This is a genomic window from Gynuella sp., assembly GCF_050297175.1.
Taxonomy (GTDB): domain Bacteria; phylum Pseudomonadota; class Gammaproteobacteria; order Pseudomonadales; family Natronospirillaceae; genus Gynuella.
This window is the reverse complement of sequence record NZ_JBNKSF010000002.1, coordinates 1-23,360: the sequence shown is the minus strand read 5'-3', so window position 1 is coordinate 23,360 and position 23,360 is coordinate 1. Positions and strand designations below refer to the sequence as shown.

Annotated in this window: 21 protein-coding genes; 5 read left to right on the top strand and 16 right to left on the bottom strand. The window is 49.0% G+C overall.

Annotated features, from left to right (window positions below; genetic code table 11):
* Positions 1-449 precede the first annotated feature (449 nt).
* From ACQY6I_RS00115 to nifE, 10 genes are all read right to left on the bottom strand, one after another.
* A complete protein-coding gene (locus ACQY6I_RS00115) occupies positions 450-2,543 on the bottom strand; it encodes a response regulator (protein ID WP_428239434.1) in 2,094 nt (697 codons plus the stop codon).
* A 163-nt stretch (positions 2,544-2,706) separates the two neighbouring features.
* Entirely contained in the window at positions 2,707-3,783 is a 1,077-nt protein-coding gene (locus tag ACQY6I_RS00110) for a cobalamin-independent methionine synthase II family protein (RefSeq protein ID WP_428239433.1), read from the bottom strand.
* 782 nt (positions 3,784-4,565) lie between these two features.
* Positions 4,566-5,075, bottom strand: coding sequence for a hypothetical protein (locus ACQY6I_RS00105; RefSeq protein ID WP_428239432.1), 510 nt, complete (start codon positions 5,073-5,075; stop codon positions 4,566-4,568).
* Positions 5,072-5,398: a (2Fe-2S) ferredoxin domain-containing protein gene (locus ACQY6I_RS00100; protein WP_428239431.1), complete on the bottom strand. Its 327-nt coding sequence runs from the start codon at positions 5,396-5,398 to the stop codon at positions 5,072-5,074. Before ACQY6I_RS00100 ends, ACQY6I_RS00105 begins: the two co-directional genes overlap by 4 nt.
* 9 nt (positions 5,399-5,407) lie before the next feature.
* Positions 5,408-5,701, bottom strand: a complete 294-nt coding sequence (gene fdxB / locus ACQY6I_RS00095; protein ID WP_428239430.1) for a ferredoxin III, nif-specific — start codon at positions 5,699-5,701, stop codon at positions 5,408-5,410.
* Between the two features lie 145 nt (positions 5,702-5,846).
* On the bottom strand, positions 5,847-6,044 hold the full coding sequence (locus ACQY6I_RS00090) for a CCE_0567 family metalloprotein (RefSeq protein WP_428239429.1): 198 nt from the start codon (positions 6,042-6,044) through the stop codon (positions 5,847-5,849).
* A 1-nt stretch (position 6,045) separates the two neighbouring features.
* On the bottom strand, positions 6,046-6,525 hold the full coding sequence (locus tag ACQY6I_RS00085; RefSeq protein WP_428239428.1) for a NifX-associated nitrogen fixation protein: 480 nt from the start codon (positions 6,523-6,525) through the stop codon (positions 6,046-6,048).
* A gap of 16 nt (positions 6,526-6,541) precedes the next feature.
* On the bottom strand, positions 6,542-7,024 hold the full coding sequence (locus tag ACQY6I_RS00080) for a NifB/NifX family molybdenum-iron cluster-binding protein (RefSeq protein ID WP_428239427.1): 483 nt from the start codon (positions 7,022-7,024) through the stop codon (positions 6,542-6,544).
* The gene (gene nifN / locus ACQY6I_RS00075; protein WP_428239426.1) at positions 7,025-8,422 is read right to left on the bottom strand and encodes a nitrogenase iron-molybdenum cofactor biosynthesis protein NifN; all 1,398 of its coding nucleotides are present in this window, start codon (positions 8,420-8,422) and stop codon (positions 7,025-7,027) included.
* Between the two features lies 1 nt (position 8,423).
* Positions 8,424-9,860: a nitrogenase iron-molybdenum cofactor biosynthesis protein NifE gene (nifE, locus tag ACQY6I_RS00070; RefSeq protein WP_428239425.1), complete on the bottom strand. Its 1,437-nt coding sequence runs from the start codon at positions 9,858-9,860 to the stop codon at positions 8,424-8,426.
* Between the two features lie 368 nt (positions 9,861-10,228).
* On the opposite strand from nifE, the gene ACQY6I_RS00065 reads away from it, so the two are divergent.
* From ACQY6I_RS00065 to ACQY6I_RS00050, 4 genes are all read left to right on the top strand, one after another.
* Positions 10,229-10,855, top strand: coding sequence for a LysE family translocator (locus ACQY6I_RS00065; protein ID WP_428239424.1), 627 nt, complete (start codon positions 10,229-10,231; stop codon positions 10,853-10,855).
* Between the two features lie 46 nt (positions 10,856-10,901).
* Complete coding sequence (locus ACQY6I_RS00060; RefSeq protein WP_428239423.1) at positions 10,902-11,357, top strand: ArsC/Spx/MgsR family protein; 456 nt, start codon at positions 10,902-10,904, stop codon at positions 11,355-11,357.
* A gap of 310 nt (positions 11,358-11,667) precedes the next feature.
* Positions 11,668-12,075: a GFA family protein gene (locus ACQY6I_RS00055; protein WP_428239422.1), complete on the top strand. Its 408-nt coding sequence runs from the start codon at positions 11,668-11,670 to the stop codon at positions 12,073-12,075.
* Between the two features lie 249 nt (positions 12,076-12,324).
* Complete coding sequence (locus ACQY6I_RS00050; RefSeq protein ID WP_428239421.1) at positions 12,325-13,452, top strand: hypothetical protein; 1,128 nt, start codon at positions 12,325-12,327, stop codon at positions 13,450-13,452.
* A gap of 20 nt (positions 13,453-13,472) precedes the next feature.
* On the opposite strand, the gene ACQY6I_RS00045 is transcribed toward ACQY6I_RS00050, so the two are convergent.
* Positions 13,473-14,273 carry a helix-turn-helix domain-containing protein gene (locus tag ACQY6I_RS00045; protein ID WP_428239420.1) on the bottom strand — a complete coding sequence of 267 codons (801 nt, stop codon included), beginning with the start codon at positions 14,271-14,273 and terminating at the stop codon, positions 13,473-13,475.
* Between the two features lie 100 nt (positions 14,274-14,373).
* On the opposite strand from ACQY6I_RS00045, the gene ACQY6I_RS00040 reads away from it, so the two are divergent.
* A complete protein-coding gene (locus tag ACQY6I_RS00040; RefSeq protein WP_428239419.1) occupies positions 14,374-15,330 on the top strand; it encodes a DMT family transporter in 957 nt (318 codons plus the stop codon).
* Positions 15,331-15,374: 44 nt separating this feature from the next.
* On the opposite strand, the gene ACQY6I_RS00035 is transcribed toward ACQY6I_RS00040, so the two are convergent.
* From ACQY6I_RS00035 to mads1, 5 genes are all read right to left on the bottom strand, one after another.
* Positions 15,375-16,229, bottom strand: a complete 855-nt coding sequence (locus ACQY6I_RS00035) for a HEPN domain-containing protein (RefSeq protein WP_428239418.1) — start codon at positions 16,227-16,229, stop codon at positions 15,375-15,377.
* A 221-nt stretch (positions 16,230-16,450) separates the two neighbouring features.
* Positions 16,451-17,677: a GIY-YIG nuclease family protein gene (locus tag ACQY6I_RS00030; protein WP_428239417.1), complete on the bottom strand. Its 1,227-nt coding sequence runs from the start codon at positions 17,675-17,677 to the stop codon at positions 16,451-16,453.
* Positions 17,670-19,721: a DEAD/DEAH box helicase gene (locus ACQY6I_RS00025; RefSeq protein WP_428239416.1), complete on the bottom strand. Its 2,052-nt coding sequence runs from the start codon at positions 19,719-19,721 to the stop codon at positions 17,670-17,672. The genes ACQY6I_RS00030 and ACQY6I_RS00025 overlap by 8 nt, the downstream gene beginning before the upstream one ends.
* Positions 19,722-19,723: 2 nt before the next feature.
* Positions 19,724-22,480 carry a class I SAM-dependent DNA methyltransferase gene (locus ACQY6I_RS00020; protein WP_428239415.1) on the bottom strand — a complete coding sequence of 919 codons (2,757 nt, stop codon included), beginning with the start codon at positions 22,478-22,480 and terminating at the stop codon, positions 19,724-19,726.
* Positions 22,481-22,486: 6 nt separating this feature from the next.
* Positions 22,487-22,684: a methylation-associated defense system helix-turn-helix domain-containing protein MAD1 gene (gene mads1 / locus ACQY6I_RS00015; protein WP_428239414.1), complete on the bottom strand. Its 198-nt coding sequence runs from the start codon at positions 22,682-22,684 to the stop codon at positions 22,487-22,489.
* Between the last annotated feature and the right edge of the window lie 676 nt (positions 22,685-23,360).

Genomic DNA, 23,360 nt, shown 5'->3' with positions numbered 1-23,360 from the left:
CGCCTTATGACGACAGATGTCAGCTTTCAGTCACTTCCAAAAAAACTGTTCGGACGCCAATAAAACCCTAATTTTCAAGGACATTTTGCTTTGTGAAGGATTGTTTTTCGGAAGTCGTTTTTACGTTTTAGCAGGAGATCTAAGGCGTCAAAAAACAGCCACCCATGGCCATCAGGCAATGAAATGTAACTCTGTGGAACAATGGCGTTCAAAAATTCATTTTGCAACAGTGCAAGCACTTATTTTAAAAAATAATTCCGTTGACCAATGCCACATACACAGAAAATATCATTCAAAGAAAAAATAAGAGATTTGAAGTCAGCGATCCTTATTTCAACACGCATATAGAATTAAGGCAGCATTCGAGCTTATAGCGATACATTTACGGCAGGTCTAATAAAGAGGGGCATTCATTATTTCCTTCCCAGTCACATAATGACCGAAGATCATCAGCTATCCTCGATATCGGCTCCCAATATCACTGCATCGGGGAGCGGCAACCAGCGTTGGAGAGTATCATATAACTGCTGGGGCCTAACGGGCTTACTGATATAGTCATCCATGCCAACACTCAAACATTTCTCCATATCCTCTTTCATCGTATTGGCCGTCATGGCAACAATTGGAATATGTTCACCGGATATGCGCTCGTTAGCACGAATCATCTCTGTGGCAGTCAAACCATCCATCACCGGCATTTGGCAGTCCATCAGTACCAGATCAAATTTCTGCCTCTCAAGCATGTCCAACGCCTCTCTGCCATTTTCAGCGATATCAACCTGACAGCGAACCCGTAGCAACATGTGCTCAGCAACTTTCTGATTAATAATATTGTCATCAACCAGCAATACCCGAAACCGCAAAGAGGCAACCGCATGATCACCCAACGAATGCTGCTGATGGTGATTAACCGTAGTTCCATTTTCCTGACTGAAGACCGAGAGAATATAGCGATACATCCTGGTCCACCGGATCGGCTTAGTAATAAACATATCCACACTGGACATATAGCTTTGGTCAGTATGCTGGCCAAATCGTCGTAACAAAATAATATGAATCTTCGACATTTCCGGCAATGCACGAATCTTTGCAACCAGCCTCATATCCTCAAGCTGGGTATCAACGATCACCAGGTTAAAACCCAGATCGACTTTTTGAAGCTCTGTGAGCGCCTGTTCATGATCTGTCACCGCCGTCACCTGACAATGCCAATTCGTTAACTGTCGGGTAATCAACTGCAAAAACGGTTCATTTTGGGAAATACACAGAACATTCATATGCTTCATGATTTCCTCGGCCGGCGCTTGCTGACGCTGGACACTGACGGGTAACCTGGCAGTAAACCAAAATGTGCTGCCCTCACCGGGAACACTGTTGACGCCAATCTCACCATCCATCAGAGTCACCAGCCGGTCACAGATTGCCAAACCCAATCCCGAGCCACCATGTTTACGGGTTATAGAAGTGTCTGCCTGGGTAAATGCCTGAAACAGCTTTGCCTGAGCCTGGGCGGAAATACCGATGCCAGAATCAATCACTTCAAACCGGATGAAATCAGACTGCGTCCCCTGAACATCTCGGGTTAACATTACGACAACCCCACCCGAACTGGTAAATTTAATCGCGTTACCCACGAGATTTAGCAGAATCTGGCGTATCCGGGATGGATCCCCCTGAACCCAGGCATCCACTCCCCGCTCCACAACATATGCAATTTCGAGATGTTTTCTGGCAGCACTTTCCGCCAGAATTTCCAACGCATCCTCAACGGTGGAAAAGAGATCAAAATCAACCTGCTCCAGCTCCATCTTCCCGGCTTCAATTTTCGAAAAATCGAGAACATCATTGATGACTGCCAGCAGCGCATCACCAGAGTGGCGAATGGTTTCAACGTAATCACGCTGCACCTGATCCAATGCACTATCCAGCAACAGATGTGTCATACCGATCACACCGTTTACCGGCGTTCTGATTTCATGACTCATATTCGCAAGAAAACTGGACTTGGCTTCATTAGCAGCTTTGGCTTCAGTAATTGCCCGCCGGAGTTGTTCCTCCGTTTTCTTGAGCTGGGTGACATCCTGCATCAGCCCCATCGATTTAAAGGGCATACCATTACTTAAAAAGAATGTCTTACAGAAATGCCTGACAATACGTTCACTGCCGTTTTGAAGAATAATACGGTGTTCCAGCTCAAAAGGTTTCTCAGCATCAACAGAGTCGTCGTATAGCCTGCGGTAATGTCCAATATCATCAGGGTGGATAATCTGATACAGGTCCTCGACCGTTAAATACTCAGAAAACGGCGGGTGCAATATGCTTTTCAACATATCACTGCATTTCAAACGCCGGCTGACAACATTGATTTCCCAACTGTAAATTGACGCGATTCGTTGAATCTCGTTGAGTTTTTCTTCATTGAGTTGCTGAACCAACTCACTTTGCCGAAGCTCCCGGTTCTGATTTTCCAGCGACAACACCTGCATTTCCAGTGCCTCGATCCGGTCCCTAAGTGATTGCAGATCGTCTTTCGGCATAGACATTTACGAAACTCCAAAACCGGTCATCATCACATTACTAATCCGACATAAATGTTGCAGATTAACAAGTAAGTGTTCACAAAGTTGCTGGCCATAAACAAAATACTATCGTTGTTAAATAAACCAGCGGTTCCCGCTTGCGCAGGTTTATTTAACCTCTCAGAACTTATTTCCTGGCAACCAGAATTTCTTCAGCCATGCGGGTACCTTCAACTCTGGCTTTGATCTTGGCAAACGCAATATCTCGTGAAGTTGAATCGTCATCTGCAAATGGCGAAAAACCACAATCGTCAGTTGTACCCAAATTATCCAAAGGAATATATTCGGCCGCCTTCAACACCCGCTCACATACCTGCTCCGGTGTTTCAATGACCGGATCAATTGGATCGATAACACCAATAAATACCCGAACACCAGGTTTGATCAGAGACTTAATCTGTAACAGCACTTTTTCGGGATCTTTTTCCGATGCCATCGCCACATAAAAATTGCCCACATTAACCCGAAACAACGTCGGCAACAGTTCTTTATAATCGACGTCTGCACTGTGGGTCGCATCCCGGTCAGCACCCGGGCAGGTATGCAACCCGATTTTCTGCCGTTGTGCATCAGTAAAACTTTCCAGTCCGGAGTTGATCAAATCGACCATGCCGGTCAACAGCTCGCCTGATGGATCCAGCTTCAGAGATAACCGACCTTCAGTAAAGTCAATTTGTACCTTATGTGCCCCCAGCTCCAGGCATCGCGCCAGTTCCTGATGGTGCTGGCGAATAACATCCTCAAGAAACTGATTGCGGCTATACTCGGGAATCGGGGTATTGGGATATAACAGGCTAAGCAACGAAGGGGAAATGACCGCTTGCTTAATCGGATGCTTGGTATGTTTCATGGCATCTTCCAGAAACATGTCAGCAGTCATCTGATATTTAAACGGCCCTTTTGTCAATCGTGGCAGTAATCGACTATGGCCGTCAGAAAACAATATTTCCGCGCCATCCGGAGCAAAATTACTGGCACCGTGAAGGCAGTAGGATGCAAAACCGGAGAATTTTCGCTGTTCACCATCACCCACACAATAAGACCCCGTTTCCTCCATTTTTTTTATCGTTTCAATACTTGCCTGAGTGGCCAGAGCTTCCAGCGCTTCTTCACTGATTTCTCCACTCTGCTGTTTTTGATAGGCCGTAATTAATTCAGTGGGACGAGGGATGGACCCAATATGTTCTGTTGGTATAAGGCTCATGTTGCACTCTTGTGTTTGGTCGTTATCAAGATTATCTGGCTGTTCCACAGCGTTCACCTTCAATACACAGAGCCGCTGAAAAATAGAAACGGTTGTATCCGGACCACACCTTCTGCATTTCCTACATCACGCTATAAAAGGTCATCGAATAAAACAGTTCAGTGCAGAAAATCGAGAGTTTGTTTTTCTCCCTGATACCACAACCACACTCCAGGACAGTTTGTCATTATCAGGTTCTCCCCGATCTCATCCAACACCACACCATCGCCGGTTTCATAAAGAATTTATGAGATTTCAGGCGCACCCTGAGTAGATATAAATGTATCCTTTAACACCTTACCAGACAACAGGGATTCTTTTACAGACAGAAGTATTAACAACACACGCCATAGGCTTTTATGATGCATAATAACCGATCAAAAAAAACCAATAACACTATACAAATATAGACGAAAACAGATTTCTATGATTGCGAAAGACAGCTCAACCGCTTAACCTGGTTCAGCATAGATCAATGGGATATATGAGCAATAGTGGATGGATCAATTGGAAATACCAGTACTAAAGAAGTATGTATTTTTTGAATTTCGACATTAATAAAAACCAACACCTCGCAAAGAAATAGCAGTCAACGGATGATACGACAACCGGGTATAACGATTTGATTCGCTGCACATCAATACACCCCCAAACTCGCTACAACATCTATATAGTGGCTATGCGTTATATTCCACAATCGCATCAGCCACCATCATCACGCGGTTCAAACATCCCCAATGCAATTAATCATCCATTTCCGACAATACAGCAATCAGGTTTTCAGCAATCTGGAAATAACTGCCACCCCCGACTTCATCATTGGGATCCAACTGCATCAATTTAGCCAGCACCCGTTGGGCATCAGCCAGTTTTTGCCGGCGCAAACGAATCACCCCCAAGGCTTTCAGGCAGAACAAAAACTGCCGTGCTGGTTCATTGTTGGTACTCCAATCAGTGGAGTGCACATGCAGGCGGCGATAATTATGACTAATGCCAGCTTGCCTGGCCGCCATGGACAATGCCTTCCAGGCGCCCCACTCCGCCTCTGCATAACGACCACTACGAAAATAAAACTTGTATAGGGAAATATGAATATCCAGCACCTCTGGCCAGCGTTTCAGCGCGGAGATCAACGCAGCCTCTTTCACCTCGGGATGCGCATATCGAATACCATCCAAAACAACCTGTACCTCTTCAGGCAACGTTCTGGAGAAATAACTTTCCGGGATATTAAGTGCTGCAATACTGCTCATGACCAAACCTCCGCTGGTGCTTGTTTATGTTCTAAGATTTCGCCGTTAATCAGGTGTTGTTCAACAATACTGTCAACATCATCTGCACCCACTTCGGCATAAAGAATACCCTCGGGGTATACCAGAACACTCGGGCCGATATGACATGGACCAATACAACTGGAGGCACTGAGCGCAATCCGACCAAACTGACCACGTTTGGCAATGGCATTCCCAAACAGCTCCATCAAATTGCTATCACTGGCGTGACTGCAGCTGCCGCGAGGATGACCGGGGTCGCGGTTTTGTATACAGACAAATACATGGTGTACAGGTTTTGGCATGGTATGACCTCACAGGCTCTGCGGTGCATGGGTATGACATTTTTTCGGACAGACCTTGGAGCAGGACATACAACCAATGCAGTCCATTGGATCCGCAAGGCTCATGACCATCATCTCGTCGTCGTCATCGTAAAAGTCGTCGTCATCGTCACTGGCGCTTCGTTCCACCAGTTCAAATACATCACGGGGGCAGACTTTGTAACAGCGGCCACAGCCAATACAATTGGTCGGATCCAATTCAGTGACGAATTGGGGCGTCCACTCCGTTCCCCCGCGGGTTTGCCCTTGTATGATTGCAGCCATCTCTACCCCCTTTTCTCTCTCTTTCAACAGTAAAATCACAAAGCGTTAGTGCCTGCGGGCTAAGCCCACAGTCATCCATACCATTAATCATGTTTGGCCCTTCACCATCGTTGCCACATCGGGATGGCTACCATGGTGCGCATTGTCAGGCCGGCAATCGGGATTTCGCCTCGGCCCAGGCCAGACAGGCTTGATACACCCGCTCGGCTTTGGCGGGCAATTGTTCGTAATCGGTCCACAAGGTGTCTTCCACCAGATCGTGTACCTCCGAAGCCAGCTCAGTTGCAATGCGTTTGCGTTTTTTGACTTCTTTTTCCAGTGCTTTTAATTCTGTCTCATCCATCTTATAACTCCGCCACTTGACGATGCTGCTGGATCAATGCCGCCGCATCGGAAATTAATGTCGAGCCTTCCTCCGCCAGCTGTTCCAGCGAATCAAAGCCAAAACGATGAACATCACGCAGGGTTTTATCCACCACCACCAGCTTGCCAACTTTAATCAATGCCCGGCCAAATCCTTCATGGGAAAGATTGATCACCGGCATCGCCATCAGCTGGCTTTCCACTTCAATCCCAGCGGCAATGGCATTGTAATAAGCCTTGATCCGGGAAATGACCACCTCATCAGGATCGCCAACCACCGGAATATCCCGCCGCCGCTCTTTGGTTAACACCAACGGATCAATCACCCTGGCGTCATTCCAGGTGTCGTAAGTGCCGTAGGTATCCATTGCCCTGAGCTGAGTGATGATGCCGCGTATAAACGACAATTTAAGGGCCGGATCGTTGTCCGCCACTTCCAGTTTTTCTACAAATTCAGTCATGGGTTCGTTCTCCTCGTTATTCGTCCCAGGTTTCTTCTGCCATAAAATCCAGTCGATCCGGCTGCTGCTCACGCTGCATCTGTTTCACAGCTTTTCCCAGCCAGCCAGCGGGACTGTCTTTCAGTTCCTGCTGCAACGACTGGATAATTGTGTCAATCTCATCAGGCCCGTCGGTCACCTTGACCGGATGAATATTGCAGGCCAGTAACTGGCGTACCGCAGAAGCACCACAAGCGCGACAAAAAACCGCGACGCAGTCCTTCAACAATTCAATTTTGATCACCAGTTTGTCTTCATTGCCATCCTGCTTCAGATCCTCAAATTCGCTGACCATCAACAGATGTGCTTCTGAAGCCGTGATGCCATAAATGGTAAATGACTGCGCCGATCCAAAATGCTGATTCACAGTTTTACGGTCGCTGGTGGCAAACGCGATTTTCAACATTTTGCTGTCATCGATTTCTTTGATCACTTGCAACTGCCTCGTTACCTGTGTCATTTAGTGCCTCATGTGCTGTTCATTGCTGTATTGGTTGCCGGAATCCCGGTAAATAGAGGTGTACGCGCGAATATCGTGGTGGCTGGCCATAATCATATTGGCCAGATCAAACAGCGCCTGCTGGCTGCCACGATACCCTGACCAGCAACGCTGAAAACCACCCAGCAGATCGTATTGCGGAAAGCCAATGCGCAATAACGGCAATCCCAGACGCCCGGCAGAATCCACCGCATGGGAATTCCCCAGCAGCAGCTCAGCCCCCTGCTCGGCGGCGAGTCGTTCCAGATCTTCAAGATCTCCCACATGCACTTCGGCCATTGGCAGCTGCGTCAAATCGCGACTGGCCGCCGGTACGACGGCCGCAACAGTGGCCGCCCCCATACCACGCAAAAAATCTTCAAACGCAATCAGCAGATCCGGATCCGCCGCAATGGCCACCCGCTTATCACCAATCATGAAATGAGTGTCGAGCATGGCGTCCTGCAGCTGACTCCGATACCGCTGATAACGGCTCGGCACTGGCTGGCCACTGAGTTCTGATAACGTCACCAGCCAGCGATCATTCGCCGTAATGCCCATCAAATGATGAAACCGATAAATCGGCACAGCGGTTTTCTGTTCCAGCCGTTCAGCCGCACCAAACAGGCTCGCACCGATCACCAGCGTGGCAATACTTTCACCGGCACTGGCAAGATCTTCTACCGTCGTACCGCCGGTGGTTAAAGGATTGAACTCATCCTCACTTAAATGCCCATCCAGAGAACCGGACAAATCCGGTATCAACAGTGGACGCAACCCAAACTGCTCAATGCTATCGGTCAGGTATTCGAGATCTCCGGGCGTCAGATGGGCACCACACAACACGTTCACCTGTCGGCGGCGCATCCCAACCCGGTTTTCATGACCATCGTGAGTATCGGGCACCAGCGTATTGATCATGGCTTTCACGGCCAGGGCATAGCCCGATTCAAAACAGCCGCTGAAATCCGGCGTATTCACCGGTACCACGGCGGTCGCTGCCGCCAGCTCCGGATGCTCTTTGGCAAAGGTTTTCACCGCCGCCTGAATATCGCAGCCTTGAGTTTCAGCCAGCCCGGTCGTCACCAGGCCAATCACCGCCGGGGCACTTTTCTGGCAAAGGGTTGCCAGCGCCTGAACAATATTTTCATCCGCGCCCATCACCGTTGAAGTCTGATCCATGGCCGTGGTCTGCAATGGAATGGGTTCACGGAAGTGACGCACAAAAAACACTTTGGCGAAGGCAGTACAGCCCTGCGACCCATGCATCAATGGCATACTGCGGTTCAGGCCAAGAAAGGCCAACGATGCGCCCACCGTTTGACTGGCTTTCAGAGGACTGACCGCCAATGCTTTTTTGCGCTTAATGATCTCGCTCATATCACCCCTCATTGGCTGCCAGAGCAGCCGGTAACGGTAACACTTCGTCATGTCGTGAAGTCTGCCACGGGGGCGCGGATCTGGCCGCCTGCCAGACCGGACTTTCAATCGTCAACGCCAGCTGACGCACCAGTTCCAACATGCCGCGATAACCGGCATAGCCAAACTCACGCTCCTGGTTGATATCCAAAAACGGCACTCTCGCCTTCAGCGCGGTATACATATTGCGACCGCCGGCAATGAGAATATCGGCCTGATAGTCCTTAACGATGCGTAGCAACTCGCGCGGATTGCCATCCTCAATCATCATGGCATCTTCACCCATCAGCTCACGAATTCGTGCCTTGTCCTCCTCGGTGGACTTTTTGGTACCGGTGGCCACCACCACCATGCCGAGATCCTGTAGTGCAGAAATGACCGACCAGGACTTCACCCCGCCGGTATACAGCAGCACCCGCTTGCCACTGAGCCGTGGCCGCCACTCATCCAGCGCCGCATGTATACGCGCCTCCTCCCGCTGGATCAGTGCCTCGGTGCGATCAATCAGCGCCTCATCATTCAACAGCCGGGCAAAATTGCGCAGCGCTTCACTGGTATCCGAAACACCATAAAAACTGCCTTCAAACCATGGCGTGCCATAACTGTCCTGCAACTTGCGGGCAACATTGAGCATGGCCTTGGAACACACCATCATATTCACCTCGGCCCGATGCATCGTCTGCACCTCACGGAACCGGGCGTCACCAGAAAGCGTACACAACACCCGGATCCCCAGTTCATCCAGCAACGGCAGCACATGCCAGAATTCACCGGCAATGTTGTATTCGCCAACCAGATTGACGGAATGAACCGTCACATCCGGTCGAACGGCCGACGCCGGTACCGGATCGGGTTCACGAGTTCCCACCACATGCTTCACCATGGATTCACCGGCAATCCGGTTACCCAGGTTTTTGGTGCCGTAAAAGCCGGCGGCATCCACCGGCACCACTGGAATGCCAAACTGTTCAGACGCCGCCTTGCACACGGCATCGACATCATCTCCAATCAGGGCTGGAATACAGGTGTTATAAACAAAGACCGCCGGCGGCTGATAAGTAGTTACCGCCTGCTTAATGGAATGGAACAAACGCTTTTCACCCCGGCCCATAATCACATCCTGTTCGGTCAGGTCGGTGGTCATGCCGATCCGATACAATGTCGGACCACTGGAACGGGTGCCACGGTTGTCCCACGAACTGCCCGCGCAGGCAATGGAACCATGAACAATATGAGCCACGTCAGCGATCGGCAGCAACGCGATCTGAGCGCCATCAAAAGCACAGCCACCGGCAGACGCGCCCGGTTTGGGCTTCGCACATCCGGACTTGGATTTGTGGTTATGACTACAGGCCGGTTCATCCAGCAGTTCTGCAATCTGTTTGGATTTCATCGCCATGTTTCCACTCTCTCCTGCGTGTCTGTTTTGCTGTTGAAGAGAGATTGCAAACGGCAAGCCATGTGAAAACCGTTGATTTTTCAGGGGATTAGCGTCAAAACGATTGTCTGAAACCCGACAAAAGCAGGTTTTGTCGTAGCTGAAACATTGAAATGTGGGCTTGATGACCAGAGCATCTCATGTTGTCATGAAAACCATTTTTTATGAAACCGGCGACCATCAATCCACAAATAAATCGCCCGGAATGAGCACAGATTGTTTCAGACCGAATGCAGCAATATCCAGAGCAACCAAACACGCCAGGAGCATCTACTTGATTGCCAGGCTCATCAAAAACCGCCACCCCCTAAAACCATCGGACATATCATATGCTTGAGATTCACTACGCGGTGATTCTGGCCGCCGCACTGGTGGCGATCGCCAGCCCCGGCCCGGCTACTCTGGCCATCGCCGGTACCTCCATGAATCAGGGCCGCATTCGTGGACTCACCCTTGCCAGCGGCATTTTGAGCGGCTCTCTGATATGGTCATGCTCGGCAGCTTTTGGCCTGGGCGCAGTGATGTACGCAAACGTCTGGTTGTTTCAGATGCTTCGCTATGTGGGTGCCGGTTACCTGTTGTTTCTGGCACTTAAATCGCTGTTATCCACCCGTCATGGCAACCGCCTGCGGATCGTCGAAAACGCGCCCGTATCGATCCCCCGAACCTATCTCAAGGGCCTGGCCATTCACCTGACCAACCCCAAAGCCATTCTGTTTTTCAGTGCCTTATACGCCATCGGTATTCCTCATAACACCAGCATTGCCGGGTTATGGTCTGTGATCATGGCTGTTGGCGTGCAAAGCAGTTTTGTGTTCATCGGTTATGCCCTACTGTTTTCCACCCGCCGGGCGCAAACCATCTACCTCAGACTGGGCCGATGGTTCGATCTCATATTTGGTATGTTTTTTGGAATAGCAGGTATTAAGGTACTGGTTTCAACCCTGGATTCCTGAGAGAGACAACCAGTGCCATCCTCTTACTCAACGCAGAGAATCTCGTATGGCACACATCATCTTTTTTCAGAAACCTGGCTGCATCAACAACCGCCGGCAATTGCAATGGCTGCAATCATCCGGCCATGAAGTACACACCGAAAACCTGCTGCAACAACAGTGGACCACCGAACGCCTCAAGGCTTTCTTCGGCAACCGGCCAATAGCAGAGTGTTTTAACCAGACAGCCCCAGCGATCAAATCTGGACAACTCACCCCCGAACACCTCAGCGACGAAGACGCATTAGCCGCGATGATCAAAGATCCTATCCTCATAAAACGACCACTCATGGTGATTGACCACACACTTTATATTCAGGGATTTGATCAGCAACAGCTGCATCAACGGATCGGACTGACCACCACCGATACAACCACACCCACCATGACAGAAGACCTGACCACCTGCCCCAGACAAACCACAGAACACGCTGCCAGCCCAGATTCTTCACACCCTGCATAGGTATCGCACTTGCCGAATAAGTGCGGTTGCCGGAGTCGCTTCATAACGCTAATGTAGTGTCTTGAATAAAACCTACATTAAAAAAGCACCTCAAGATGTTCACAGCGAGGCGCAGCTCGCCGGCAATGGCCCGCCCTTCCATTGTCAAAAAACGGTGGGCGTCTTGAGAGCTTCCCAAAGAGTGGAACGCCGTTGGCTGAACTTAACGTAGAGTTGCGACGTGAATTTGGCGGCCCATTTAAATATGCGTTTTATTTGAGACACTACACTAAAGTATCGCTTCACCAGATGAGCAACAGGCAGGGTGAGTATGACCTATACAGGAAGATGCTTTTGCGGAGCGTTCAGTTACCAATGCAACGCCGACCCGGTATTTCAATTTAACTGCCACTGTCGTGACTGCCAGCAGGCAACCGGCAGCGCGTATGCGCCATTGATGTTTTTCAATAATGATGTCATGGAAACCAATGGCACATTAACGTTTTATGAAAGCATTGGCGGCAGCGGGAAAAAAATCCGTCGTGGTTTCTGCCCCCGATGCGGATCGCTGGTGCTTGGCAAAGTCGAAGCCGTTGCCGATCGCACCTCAGTGCTTGCCGGTACCCTGGACAACACCTCCCTGTATCATCCAAAAGCAAATGCTTTCTGCAGTCAGGCCAGCCACTGGGATCACATGGACCCGGCACTGACCCGATTCTCAGGTAAACCCAAGCGCTGATCACACACCTTCGAACAAGCTGACCAAAAATAAGCTTGTCAAATTCAAAAAGATCATTAAGCTTTGGCGCATGACTATTTTATCTCATCTCCATTCACATCGATTTATTCACCTCCGGGTCCAGCAAGCGGGCGCGGCGGGTTAACTTTTCATTCTGAAAAGCCTCTCCTCCGGGCCAGACCCGGAGGTCAAAACCAAAACAACATCAAAACGTTCAACCGAACTTGGTTTTTTTAGAGGATTTTCAAAATGTCGATTGTCGCCATTTCCCATACCCAATTGATTAATGCCCTAACCCTTCGTGACCTGACGGACCCTCAACAGGGGCCGCACGCCATGCAGCAGCTCATCACCGAAGTACAACAGTCACTCGAACAAACCTGGCCCTGCTATCTGCAACGCCTCAATCACAACCCGGTGGTCAGAACCACTGCCAACTACGATGATTTGGGTTATCCCGACGATGGCCCCGCGCGCGAAGCCCGCTACAGCCGTTACCTGACCGATAACCTGATGCTAAGAACCCAAACCTCCAGCGCCATTCCCGGCTGGCTGCGGGGCTGGAGCCATGGCAACCATCCTGACTATCTTGGCGCCCTGAGCCATGGTCTGGTATATCGCCGCGACAGCATCGATCGCTGGCATACCGGCGAACCTCATCAGCTCGATGTCTGGCTGTTACTGAACCGGGAACCCTACGGCCAGCAGGACATTGTCACCACTGCAGTCAACGCGATTTTCAACCGCGTCCTACCGGATTGCACCATCACATTATCAGACTCCCCTCATCCCTATACGGAAAATGGCCTGCAAATTGATGCCCGCAATCCCGCCGGTGAAATGGTCGAGGTTGGTGAAGGTGGATTGATATCGCCGGCGCTATTAACACGCTGCGGCTGGGATCCGGAAAAAACCACCGGCATTGCCATGGGCATTGGCCTGGACCGGGTACTCATGCTGCGCAAAAACATTCCCGATATCCGCCTGCTGCGCCACGAAGACCCCAGAATTCAGGCACAAATGCAGGACCTTGAACCCTGGCAGGAAGTCTCCTTCCAGCCGACCATCAAACGGGATCTGTCACTGGCGGTCAACGAAGACATCAACGTCGAGATTCTGGGCGATAACGTGCGCGAGCTATTACACGATCACGCCGATCTGCTGGAAGAAGTCATCATTGTCAGCGAAACGCCGTATCTCAACCTGCCCAACACCGCAGTTGAACGCATGGGCATGCGTCCTGGCCAAAAAAATGTCTTGTTGCGTCTGGTAATGCGTCACCCCACCCGCAGCATCAGCAACCCGGAAGCCAACCACTTACGCAACCAGGTTTACCGCGCTTTGCATCAGGGACAACGACATATGATGGCCGAGTAAAACACACGCCGGATGGGTGCCTATTTGCCGATACGGGTTTTCCGGTACTCATCTGGCGTGACACCCATCAACCGACGGAACATGGCAATAAACGCAGAGGAGCTGCCATAACCCAGCTCCAGCGCAATGCTTTCCACTTTGTGCCCGGCGATCAGCAACGGCATCGCCTTAACGATGCGCAAGCGCTGACGCCACTCGTTCAAAGACATCGACAAATCCCGCTGACAACGGCGCACTAATGTCCGCTCAGTCAGATGCACAGCACTGGCCAATTGTGCCACCGAGCGACCATCACCGGGATGGGCATCGAGCATTCGCAGCAGCCGGCTCAATTGCGGATCCTGCGACGTCGGCAGATAACTGCCCGCACCCTCGGCCTGCTCCAACTGATCAACCAACACCTGCAACAGCCGTTCGTCGGCCGCGCGATACGGCAACGGCGGCAACGACTGATGCAAATGTTCCAGCATCGACCGAACCAGCGGGCTGATGGTCAACGCACAGGTGAGCTCCGGCATCGCCGTGCAGTGAGGCACAGAGATATACAACGAACCATGACACGTAGCGTGGCGGTTAAGCCCCTGATGCTCCACATTCGGCGGCAGCCAGAGCCCATATTGAGACGGCACCAGATACTGACGCCCGGCCACCACCACCTCCATCATGCCGCTGAAGGAATACACAAACTCCCCCCACGGATGACTGTGCACCGGATAAGCCGCATCGGCCGGCGTCTGTGCCGCCCAAAACACAATGGCCGAGGGCAGCGCTTCGTGGCCGGCATAAGGTGACTGCTGAAATTCGCGTGGAGAAAGATTCATAACGGATGTCGTTTTGCTGCTATCAAATGGCGGATTCTAGCTATATCTATCAAAGCTGACAAAACGATAATGCCTGATCGTTTGATATTTGGAGTCAGTCATGAACAGCCGCCGGCCCATTGATGCCAGTGCATTGGGATTAATGCTTATTTTTTGTTTGTGCCTTGGCTTACAGCAGGTCGTGCTGAAAGCCACCGGAGATGACATTTCTCCGGTGCTGCAAATCGGTCTCCGCTCGGGTCTTGCAGCAGTTCTGGTCATGCTTTATTTGTGGCTGCACCCGGCCAAAACCCTCACCCTGCCATTGAAAGGCTACATTGGCGCCGGTTTGACCGCCGGCATCTTGTTTGCTCTGGAATATGTACTGGCCGGCGAAGCACTCAGATTTACCACCGCCGCCCATACCGTAGTATTTCTTTATACCTCGCCGGTGTTTGCCGCGCTGATTCTGCATTTTTTAGTGCCCGAGGAACGACTGGCACCACTGCAATGGCTGGGCATTGCCATCGCCCTGGCCGGTATTGCCACGGCATTTCTGATGCCCGAGAGCGCGATCACCGATGACAGCCCCAATCAATTACTGGGAGATCTGCTGGCCATCGGCGGCGGCGCGGCCTGGGGATTGACCACCGTGGTGATCCGGTCATCCAAACTGGCATCCACGCCCTCAGAACACACCTTGTTATATCAGCTGCTGGTCGGTTGTGTGCTGCTGATAATTGCCGCATGGCTCCTGGGCCAATGGCACTTTAAACCGACCGTTCCTGCCCTCGCCAGCCTGACCTTTCAAACCGTGGTGGTCTCCTTTTTTGCCCTGCTCATCTGGTTCTGGTTACTGCGTCACTACCCGGCATCGCGCATCAGCGTGCTCTCGTTATTAACACCGCTGTTTGGTGTGGCGCTCGGTGCAGTGTTTTTAAATGAGCGCATTGAGCCGGAATTTCTGCTCGGAACCCTGTTGGTGCTTGCGGGTATCTTATTAGTCAGCGGTCATGAATGGCTCAGGCAACTGGCGGGCATCCGGGTTAAAAAATCCGCGGCGTTGCCATTGGACTGAAGAGATTTGAATATGAGAGGAAACAGAAAGGGCTGAAAAGCACTTCAGCCCAGGCTTTCGATTTTGGCGGCGCAGTGTTTTTCCGCCAGGGTTTGCAGATGGCGGATGCGTTCCGCCAGCCACTCCAGCTGTTCAGTCGTGATGGAATAACCGGGGTCATAGCGCGAATCCACATACGCCTGACACAGCAACTCAAAGCAGGAACATTCAAACGGCGTACTCTCCGGAAACGCCGATAAAAACTCAGGCTCAATACTGCCCGTTAAGGTACGTAGTTTTTCGAGATCATGGATTTTGGGCTTGTAGTGGGTAAACACCAGCAGGATCATGGAGAACAAACGCTCAGTCACCTGATGCAATGAAAAGGCGGCATTGTTGGGCAACTCACCTTCCACAGCATATTGATACATTTTAAAGTCGTTTTGAGCCGCCTTTAACCAATGATCAAAATGCCGTTGGGCTTCTATTTTCCGTGCAGCCAGTGGCAGCTCTTTGGGCTCCACTAAGGACAGCTTGCCGGAATCATGCAGCAGAATCCCCTCCCGGTAGATATCCGCATAGAAATATTGACCCTTGTTCAACTGCGCATTCACAAAATGGATATCTTCCGCAATCAAACTCACCGGCGTTTTGACCTCCCGCATCAGACGGTTGCTCAAAGACCGCTTCGACTCCATTCGTTTGGCCAGCACACTGTTCTTGGTAATTGCCAGCAAATCCATATCACTCTGATAACGATAATGAACCCCATCATCCTCCAGATGATCCACCCAATCTCCCCGGGCATAACTGCCAAACAAAATCAGCAGCTCCGGTTTCACGGCCTGCACAATAACATCAACCGCATGAAGCAGCTGTTCCTGTTTATCCAGAGGGAGATGATCGAGTGTCGTTTTCATCCCGGCATCCTAACAACTTCCTGGCGATGAGCCAATGGGGTTTTGGCGTTGGGAAATTGAGGGAAGTGCTTTTTCACAGAGGTAACCATAGACACCCTCGCCAGCAATGATTGTCTAAAAAACCGATAGCTATCAGACCAGTTCCAAACTATTACGGCTACCTGCGCGAACACTGCATCACTTAAAAACCATTATTACCATGATGAATTTACCCCTCTCTCCTAATCTTGAAAGTCAGATATTTCGACTAATTTCACATTCTTAATATCATAACTGTATCTACCAATACTTCCGTCCCTGATCTTTTCAACAACATCATCAACAATAAACAGGGGAACCAAGAACCATTCTCTGGGTATCACTGGCTTGCCAAAGCGGTCATTGATTTCAATATCGAGTTTGGCGGAATCAAAAAAGCGGTGCAGGATATTTTCAAGCTTTGTTCGGCTGATATTGTACAACTCATAAGTTGCTACAATTTCCACGTCGGCCATTAAATAGGTCGGGTCTTGTTTTGCATTGGCGATGCGTGTTTTAACGCTGCCACCCGTTACACCTATCTTGTGGATCAGGCTTCGGTTTTCGGCGATGGTTGGGTGGTCTGACTTACTGCGAAGCACATAGATTGTTCCGCTGGCGGTATCTTCATCGCCTGCAATGCTGTCGAATAGTGGGCCAGCAGAGAGCGATATAATGCGTCTGCTCGCATCATCCACATACAGTGCTTTTTGCATGGAGCGAAGAAGTAAATCGCTCTCGGTTTTGTTATCGAAGATAACGCGAAGTCTGTAGTCATTCTTATCAAAGCCGTGAATACGCTCATTGCTGATTTCAGCGATATAGGCTTTCTGGCCGTTGACGATAAACCAATCTCCTTGATTGATTTCGGCCATTATTGTTTGGCCTTTCTGGTTTTTGAGAATTTTTGCTTCGAGTAATCCACGCGTTAAGTGGTCCTGAACTTGATCAAATAACGGTTTGAACTTGTCAAAATCTGGGCAAACCGTACGCAACGCAATCTCTTCAGCCGCCTTTTTCTCTGCCTGAGATTTAACATGCTTAAGGTGGGTAATATCCCCTTCTTTCGGTGCTTCCACCCCGAGCGCCGCCAACAATTCATCATCGGTTTTATAATCAGCTTCGGGCTCCGATATTATCGATTTCGCATCCAGTAGGCCTTGATGATCAAGCGGCTCAACTAAATTGCGGCACTCTTCTTGTGAACGAATTCGGTCAAGCCTTACAGCGTATAAACGCTCAAATATGTCATTGGCTTCTCCATGGCGTGGCGCACGGCCATGTTCTTCCGCAAAACGTTGAATTTCTTCAAACCCAGCGATAATTCGTTCTTCTCGCGGGGTATGCTTAACTTTCTTTTTTTGCTCAACGTCAACGCCTAACTCGGCTAAAAGCGCATCATCTTCTTGCGTAAAATTGGATTTAGCCATTGGACGACTCCGCCTTCATTCTTGCTAGAAAGGCAATGCCTTCAGCCATTCGCTTTTCCCATGGGTCTTGTGAAGCGATATCCGGCAAACGTCCACGCTCATTCTTAAACTTAAGCGCTCTTCTAGCCAACTCCCTTGCCTCTTCAGGAGTGAGGTTCACCTTTTTTGCCGATATTATCGCCGCCACCTGCTTCAGACTCTCCTCGCTCATGGATTTCGCTAATATCGCGTAAGCCTCTTTAAAGGGATTAATACGATCAATTAAATCAATATCCAACTCAGTAACACTCAGCGCATATCGTCTAACACCATCCACAAATGCTGTACTACCGGTACGCTCGGTATCGCTCTCCTGATTGACCACTTCCTTCGCTTTCTGGGTAAGGTTTAGGGCAGCTATAGCGTGTTGACGGATGGCTTCTTGGTCTTCGTCATCCAGCTCTGGGTATTTGTCTTTAACAATCTTACCCATGCGAACCTGTGTTAATTCTTCAGGGATCATTTCTTCATCGAAGAGGCCGCGTTCCAGTGCGGTTTTATCCTGCACAAAGGCGGTAATTACCTCGTTTAAATCTTCCTGACAGATACGCTGTGCATCTGGGCTTTTGGGTTCGGCAAGCCCTTTAATCTCAATTTGAAATTGCCCTGTAGCTTCATTGAAGCCTACATTGTTGCCGTTGGGGTCGTAGCCATTCTCGCCATAGTCAAAGCCTTCTACTGGAGCGCTTTGTGCGTTCTTGGGCGTGAAGTTAAATCGTGGGGCAAGTACCTGCTCCATGAGCAAGCTGGCGGCAATGGCTTTTAAGGTATCGTTCACGGCATCGGTAACAGCTTCTTCTGAAGCGTCCGGTTCTGCAATGAGGTTGGTAAAGCGCGCATGAGTTTTGCCTTTGGCATCACGCGTGGCGCGACCAATGATCTGAATAATTTCTGTGAGGCTGGAGCGATAACCTACGGTTAAAGCGTGTTCGCACCATATCCAGTCAAAGCCTTCTTTCGCCATGCCAAGCGCGATGATGATGTCTACATGATCGCGATTGTTTTTTGCTTCTGGCAATTTTAGCGCGGCAGATACTTTGTCGCGCTTGGCAGAGTCATCATCTACCAAATCGGCAATTTTAATGGTTCGCCCATCGGCTGTTTGCACCAAGTGAAAGCCGGTGGTTGGGTCTGTGCCAAGCCAGTTGCCCAGCTCTTCGATGATGTGTTCCACTTCCTTGATTTTGTCTTTCGTACTTTCACGGGAATTCACGTTGGGAATGTGAATAATGGTTTTTTCGTTTGGGTTTAATACGCTCAGAATGTCATCCGCGTATGAGCCAGAATAAAAGTAATAGCCAATATCTAAGGTTTTTAAATACTCGTAACCGTTAAGCTGCTCGTAGTAGGTATAAGTCACCGTATCGAAATTGGCTTCATCTTGCGGGGATAGAACGGCTTCAGCATCGCCTCTGAAATATGAGCCAGTCATAGCGATGATATGCACTTTGTCACGGGCAATAAATTGCCCTAATTGTGCGCCTAAGCGATTATCAGGGTTTGCACTGACGTGATGAAATTCATCAACGGCGATCAGGCAGTCATCAAAAGCAGGAATGCCAAACTTGTCAACGGCAAAGCGGAATGTGGCGTGGGTGCAAACCAATACCTTGTCGTCACTTTCCAAAAACGCATTAACAGAATTAACCTTACCGCCATCCTCTCCGGGGGCATTGCATAAATTCCACTTCGGGGCTACTTCCCAATCCCAATAAAAACCATATTGGCTTAGCGGCTCGTTATTAAAGCTCGCACCAATGGATTTTTCAGGCACAACGATGATGGCCTTTTTGATGTTTTGGTTATGCAGCTTATCCAATGCAATAAACATCAATGCGCGGCTTTTCCCTGACGCCGGGGGCGATTTAATCAGAAGGTATTGCTCGCCCCGTTTCTCAAAGGCTCGCTCCTGCATGACGCGCATACCCAGCTCATTGGATTTTTTCGAGCTGCCGTTACAGGCATAATTTACTGAAACAGAGGGGATGGATTTATGTTCCGTCATTTTCAGGATACCTTCTTCTTGCCATTCGTTTTATTTGAGGGTGTTGTCATTTTTGTATAGAGGTCGAAGAGCTTTTCTAGGCGCTCCGTGTCGTTCTTAAAGCGACGACCAATATAGATGCGCTCTAACACTTCGTCATTGCGCTCATGGGCATGGCGCAAGTCCGCTGGCATTTTTTCTGGGTCATAGAGGTCTGCGATAGTTGCAGGAAAGTGCGTTTCACGCGCTAAAAGAATGTCTTCGGCGCAACGAGTTAAATCTTCTTTGTTCTTTTCAGTCAGTTTTGGGATTGGAAACGTGTTCCAGCCAAGAGTATTTGAATATCGAATACGTGTTTCAAGCTGACCACAAACAGCCTTAACCCAAGAATAATGCAACCTAGAACTCAACAAAGCTAATACCCATAATTCTGCTTCATACAAGGCAAATGCAAGGTTTGAAATTACGACATCGCCAGTCAGAAAAACGGGGGTCAAATAGGGCCTTGTTTCTGTAGTAACACTTGGCAGAGCGATCACATGACTACATTTTGGTCTTCTAATTTCAACAAACCTATGTGGCCTGTCCGCCCAAGCCGCTGTGGCGGCCTTTTTACTACTTAGGCGCATTTCTCTTACACCTTCAATTCTGTGCTTTAGAAAATTACTTTTTTCTATTTCTGGTATATCCTTATCTTCTAACCACAAACAGAATCTAGAGCGGCCATTTATTATTTCATCTGAACCCCATAATGGTTGTATGAATTTGTGGGCAATATGATCTTCGGGAGGTATTTCCTCTTTAGAACTGAGCAATAGATTACCACCGTCTTTGGCTGCACAACCATTTGTCATCAGTGGCAAATTTGTAATTGGTCTTGGGGCGTTAGCAAGAAATGGTGTTTGCTGGGCGGTAAGATATGGTGAAATATGTTCAACTTGTCGACTAATTCCATCTTCATAAAGATGTTTCTTTACGTTGGAATATTTTTCACCCAGTTGGATAATTACCACTGTAACACCTGCGTTATTTTGAGCTAAATTAGCCCACTTAAAGGAAGTGTGAGCAGAAATAATTGTTGTATTTTCAAGAAGAAGTGGCCACAGCACATTTACTTGTTGTCCTTGGGACACAGAGTTTGTTGTTACAAACGAACATCCTCCGTTAGTAATACCGATTAAGTCTGAAGCCTTAATAAAGAAGCCTGCAATATAATCCAATGACTTCCATCGCTTAGTTTTATTAGCCAATATGGATTCAATATCACCCTTTTGTTCTTTAGTTTGTTTTTTGTCGCCTATATATGGTGGGTTTCCGCAAATATAGGTTTCACCACCTTCATTTTCAAAATCGACTTCAGCTTGTTCGGCGGGTGCACTAAACAGGTCATCGCCAATAAGGGTTACGCTTTTACCGGTAGGTGGGCAAACAGAAAGCCAGTCAATTCTCAACGCATTTCCACAAGTAATCCAATTTTCTGCATCCAGTGGAAGAAATTCAGCAAGCGCAAGTTTCTGTCCTCGATAAAGTAAATCACACTGGTATTCAGCAATAATCAAAGCCAATCGCGCAATTTCAGCCGGAAAATCGCGCAACTCAATACCACGGAAGTTAGTTAACGGAATATCTGTTGGGCGGTCTTTCTCTCCACGAAGCTCGTTAATCTTTGCCTCGATTTCTCGCATTTGTTTATAGGCAATAACCAGAAAATTTCCTGAACCACAGGCAGGATCAAACACGCGAATATTGGACATGCGTTTACGCAGGTTTAATAGCTTTCGCGGGTTGCTTTCTGCTTGTTCTAACTGTTCGCGCAGATCATCCAAAAAGAGCGGGTTTAACACCTTCAGGATGTTGGGAACGCTGGTGTAGTGCATTCCCAATGCGCCACGTTCTTCATCATCCGCTACCGCCTGAATCATTGAGCCAAAAATATCGGGGTTTATCTGCTTCCAGTCCAATGTGCCTACGTGTAGCAGATAAGAACGGGCAATTTTGGTAAAGCGTGGCACCTCGGTGCTGCCGGAAAATAAACCACCGTTAACATAGGGAAAGCCATCTGCCCATGAGCGGATGTTTTCTTTTTTGCGGTCTGTGGTTTTGGTATTCATTGAGCGGAAGATTTCGCTTATCACCTCATGGGTATTGGAGGAATCTTTTGCGCTCATCTGTTCGATGGTGGCCGTAAACAAGTTATCGCCATTGAAAATGTCGGTGTCTTCCGCGAAGAAACAGAATATCAACCGCGCCATAAAGTGGTTCATATCGTGGCGGCGCTCTGATGTACCCCAGTCGGGGTTGTTTCTTAGCAGTTCTACATACAAGCGGTTTAAGCGGCTGGTTGCCCGTATATCAAAGGTGTTATCGCGGATTTGTTTAACGGTGGTAATGCCAGCCAATGGCAGGAAAAAGCCAAAGTGGTTGGGGAAGTCTTTGTAGTCGCAAGCAACCGTTTCGCCTGAGGCAAGGTCTTCCGCCTCAAGGCTGATGCCATCGGTTGCCAATATGAATTTGGCTTTGGCTTTAGTGGTTGCAGGGCTGGCTTTGAGTGTATTCAACGTGGCAGTGACTTCGCCCTCAGCACACACAGCAATGTGGATGTTGCTGCGTTGTAATACTCCGCCCTCAATATCCGAGGTGTTGGTAGAACCGCCTTTCAGACGTTTAATGGTGGTTGCCTTATTTCCAAATGCTTCTAAAAAAGCATAAGGGAAACTTGCCGCATCAAATGCTTGTTCGGCTAGTGCACTAATGGCTTCTTCTATTTCTATTGCATTCAAGGCTGTTTACTCTGTCTCAATATTGCTTTTACTACTTGCTTTCTGCTTTTCTATCCAGCTTTGTATATCCGCTTGCTTAAAGCGCCAACTACCGCCTACTTTAAAGCCTGGCAACTTGCCCTCCGCTGCCAAGCGGTAGGCGGTCTTCTCGGCGAGTTTTAGGTAGTCCGCGACCTCTTTAAGGGTCAATATTTCATCAGTCATGAATCTGTCCAAAAACTACTTCCAATGAGAGATTAGGGGAAAATTGAGGAAGTCACAATAGAGACAACATCATTAGGCTGATACTTCTTCAGGATACCTTATAGCCGTGCCTTAATACTCCATAGCCAATCCGCATTTTATGAAGATTCGCCAGCGTCAGGCTTTAAAGGCCATCTACCACCTCAAATAAGATATTCATAAATACCTGAAGAACAGGTTACAAGGGTATCGAAGATATAGTGATTCTGGTATATCCCGACAGCGGAAAAGCCTCCTGGAGAGTAGAGGGAGTTGTTAAGGAGTAGTCACATACCGAGATAGACTGGTTCACCTGTTCTGGAACATTACGATCGCCAATTCTGGTTTTATTTGATCACTTTTTCTGGATTTCCAGAATCGATGATCAAGTCCCCGGAATCACTGATCAAATATTTCCAGAATGGCCCGTAACGCATGGATTCATAAGCCCCTCCAGTTAACCTCCCGCCCTTTGCCAGCGAGGAGTGCGACCGGTGGGTGTAAAGAGGTTATCAATGCAGCTCCATTTTTCAATATCTGGAGCTACCCAATTATTATGCAGAAATCATTACGCGATTAGATGCGTTCATGTCGGCGGTTAACTCAGGAAGAGAAGTAGCGGCTCTGAAATGAATATCATATCCGCAGTTCATAATTT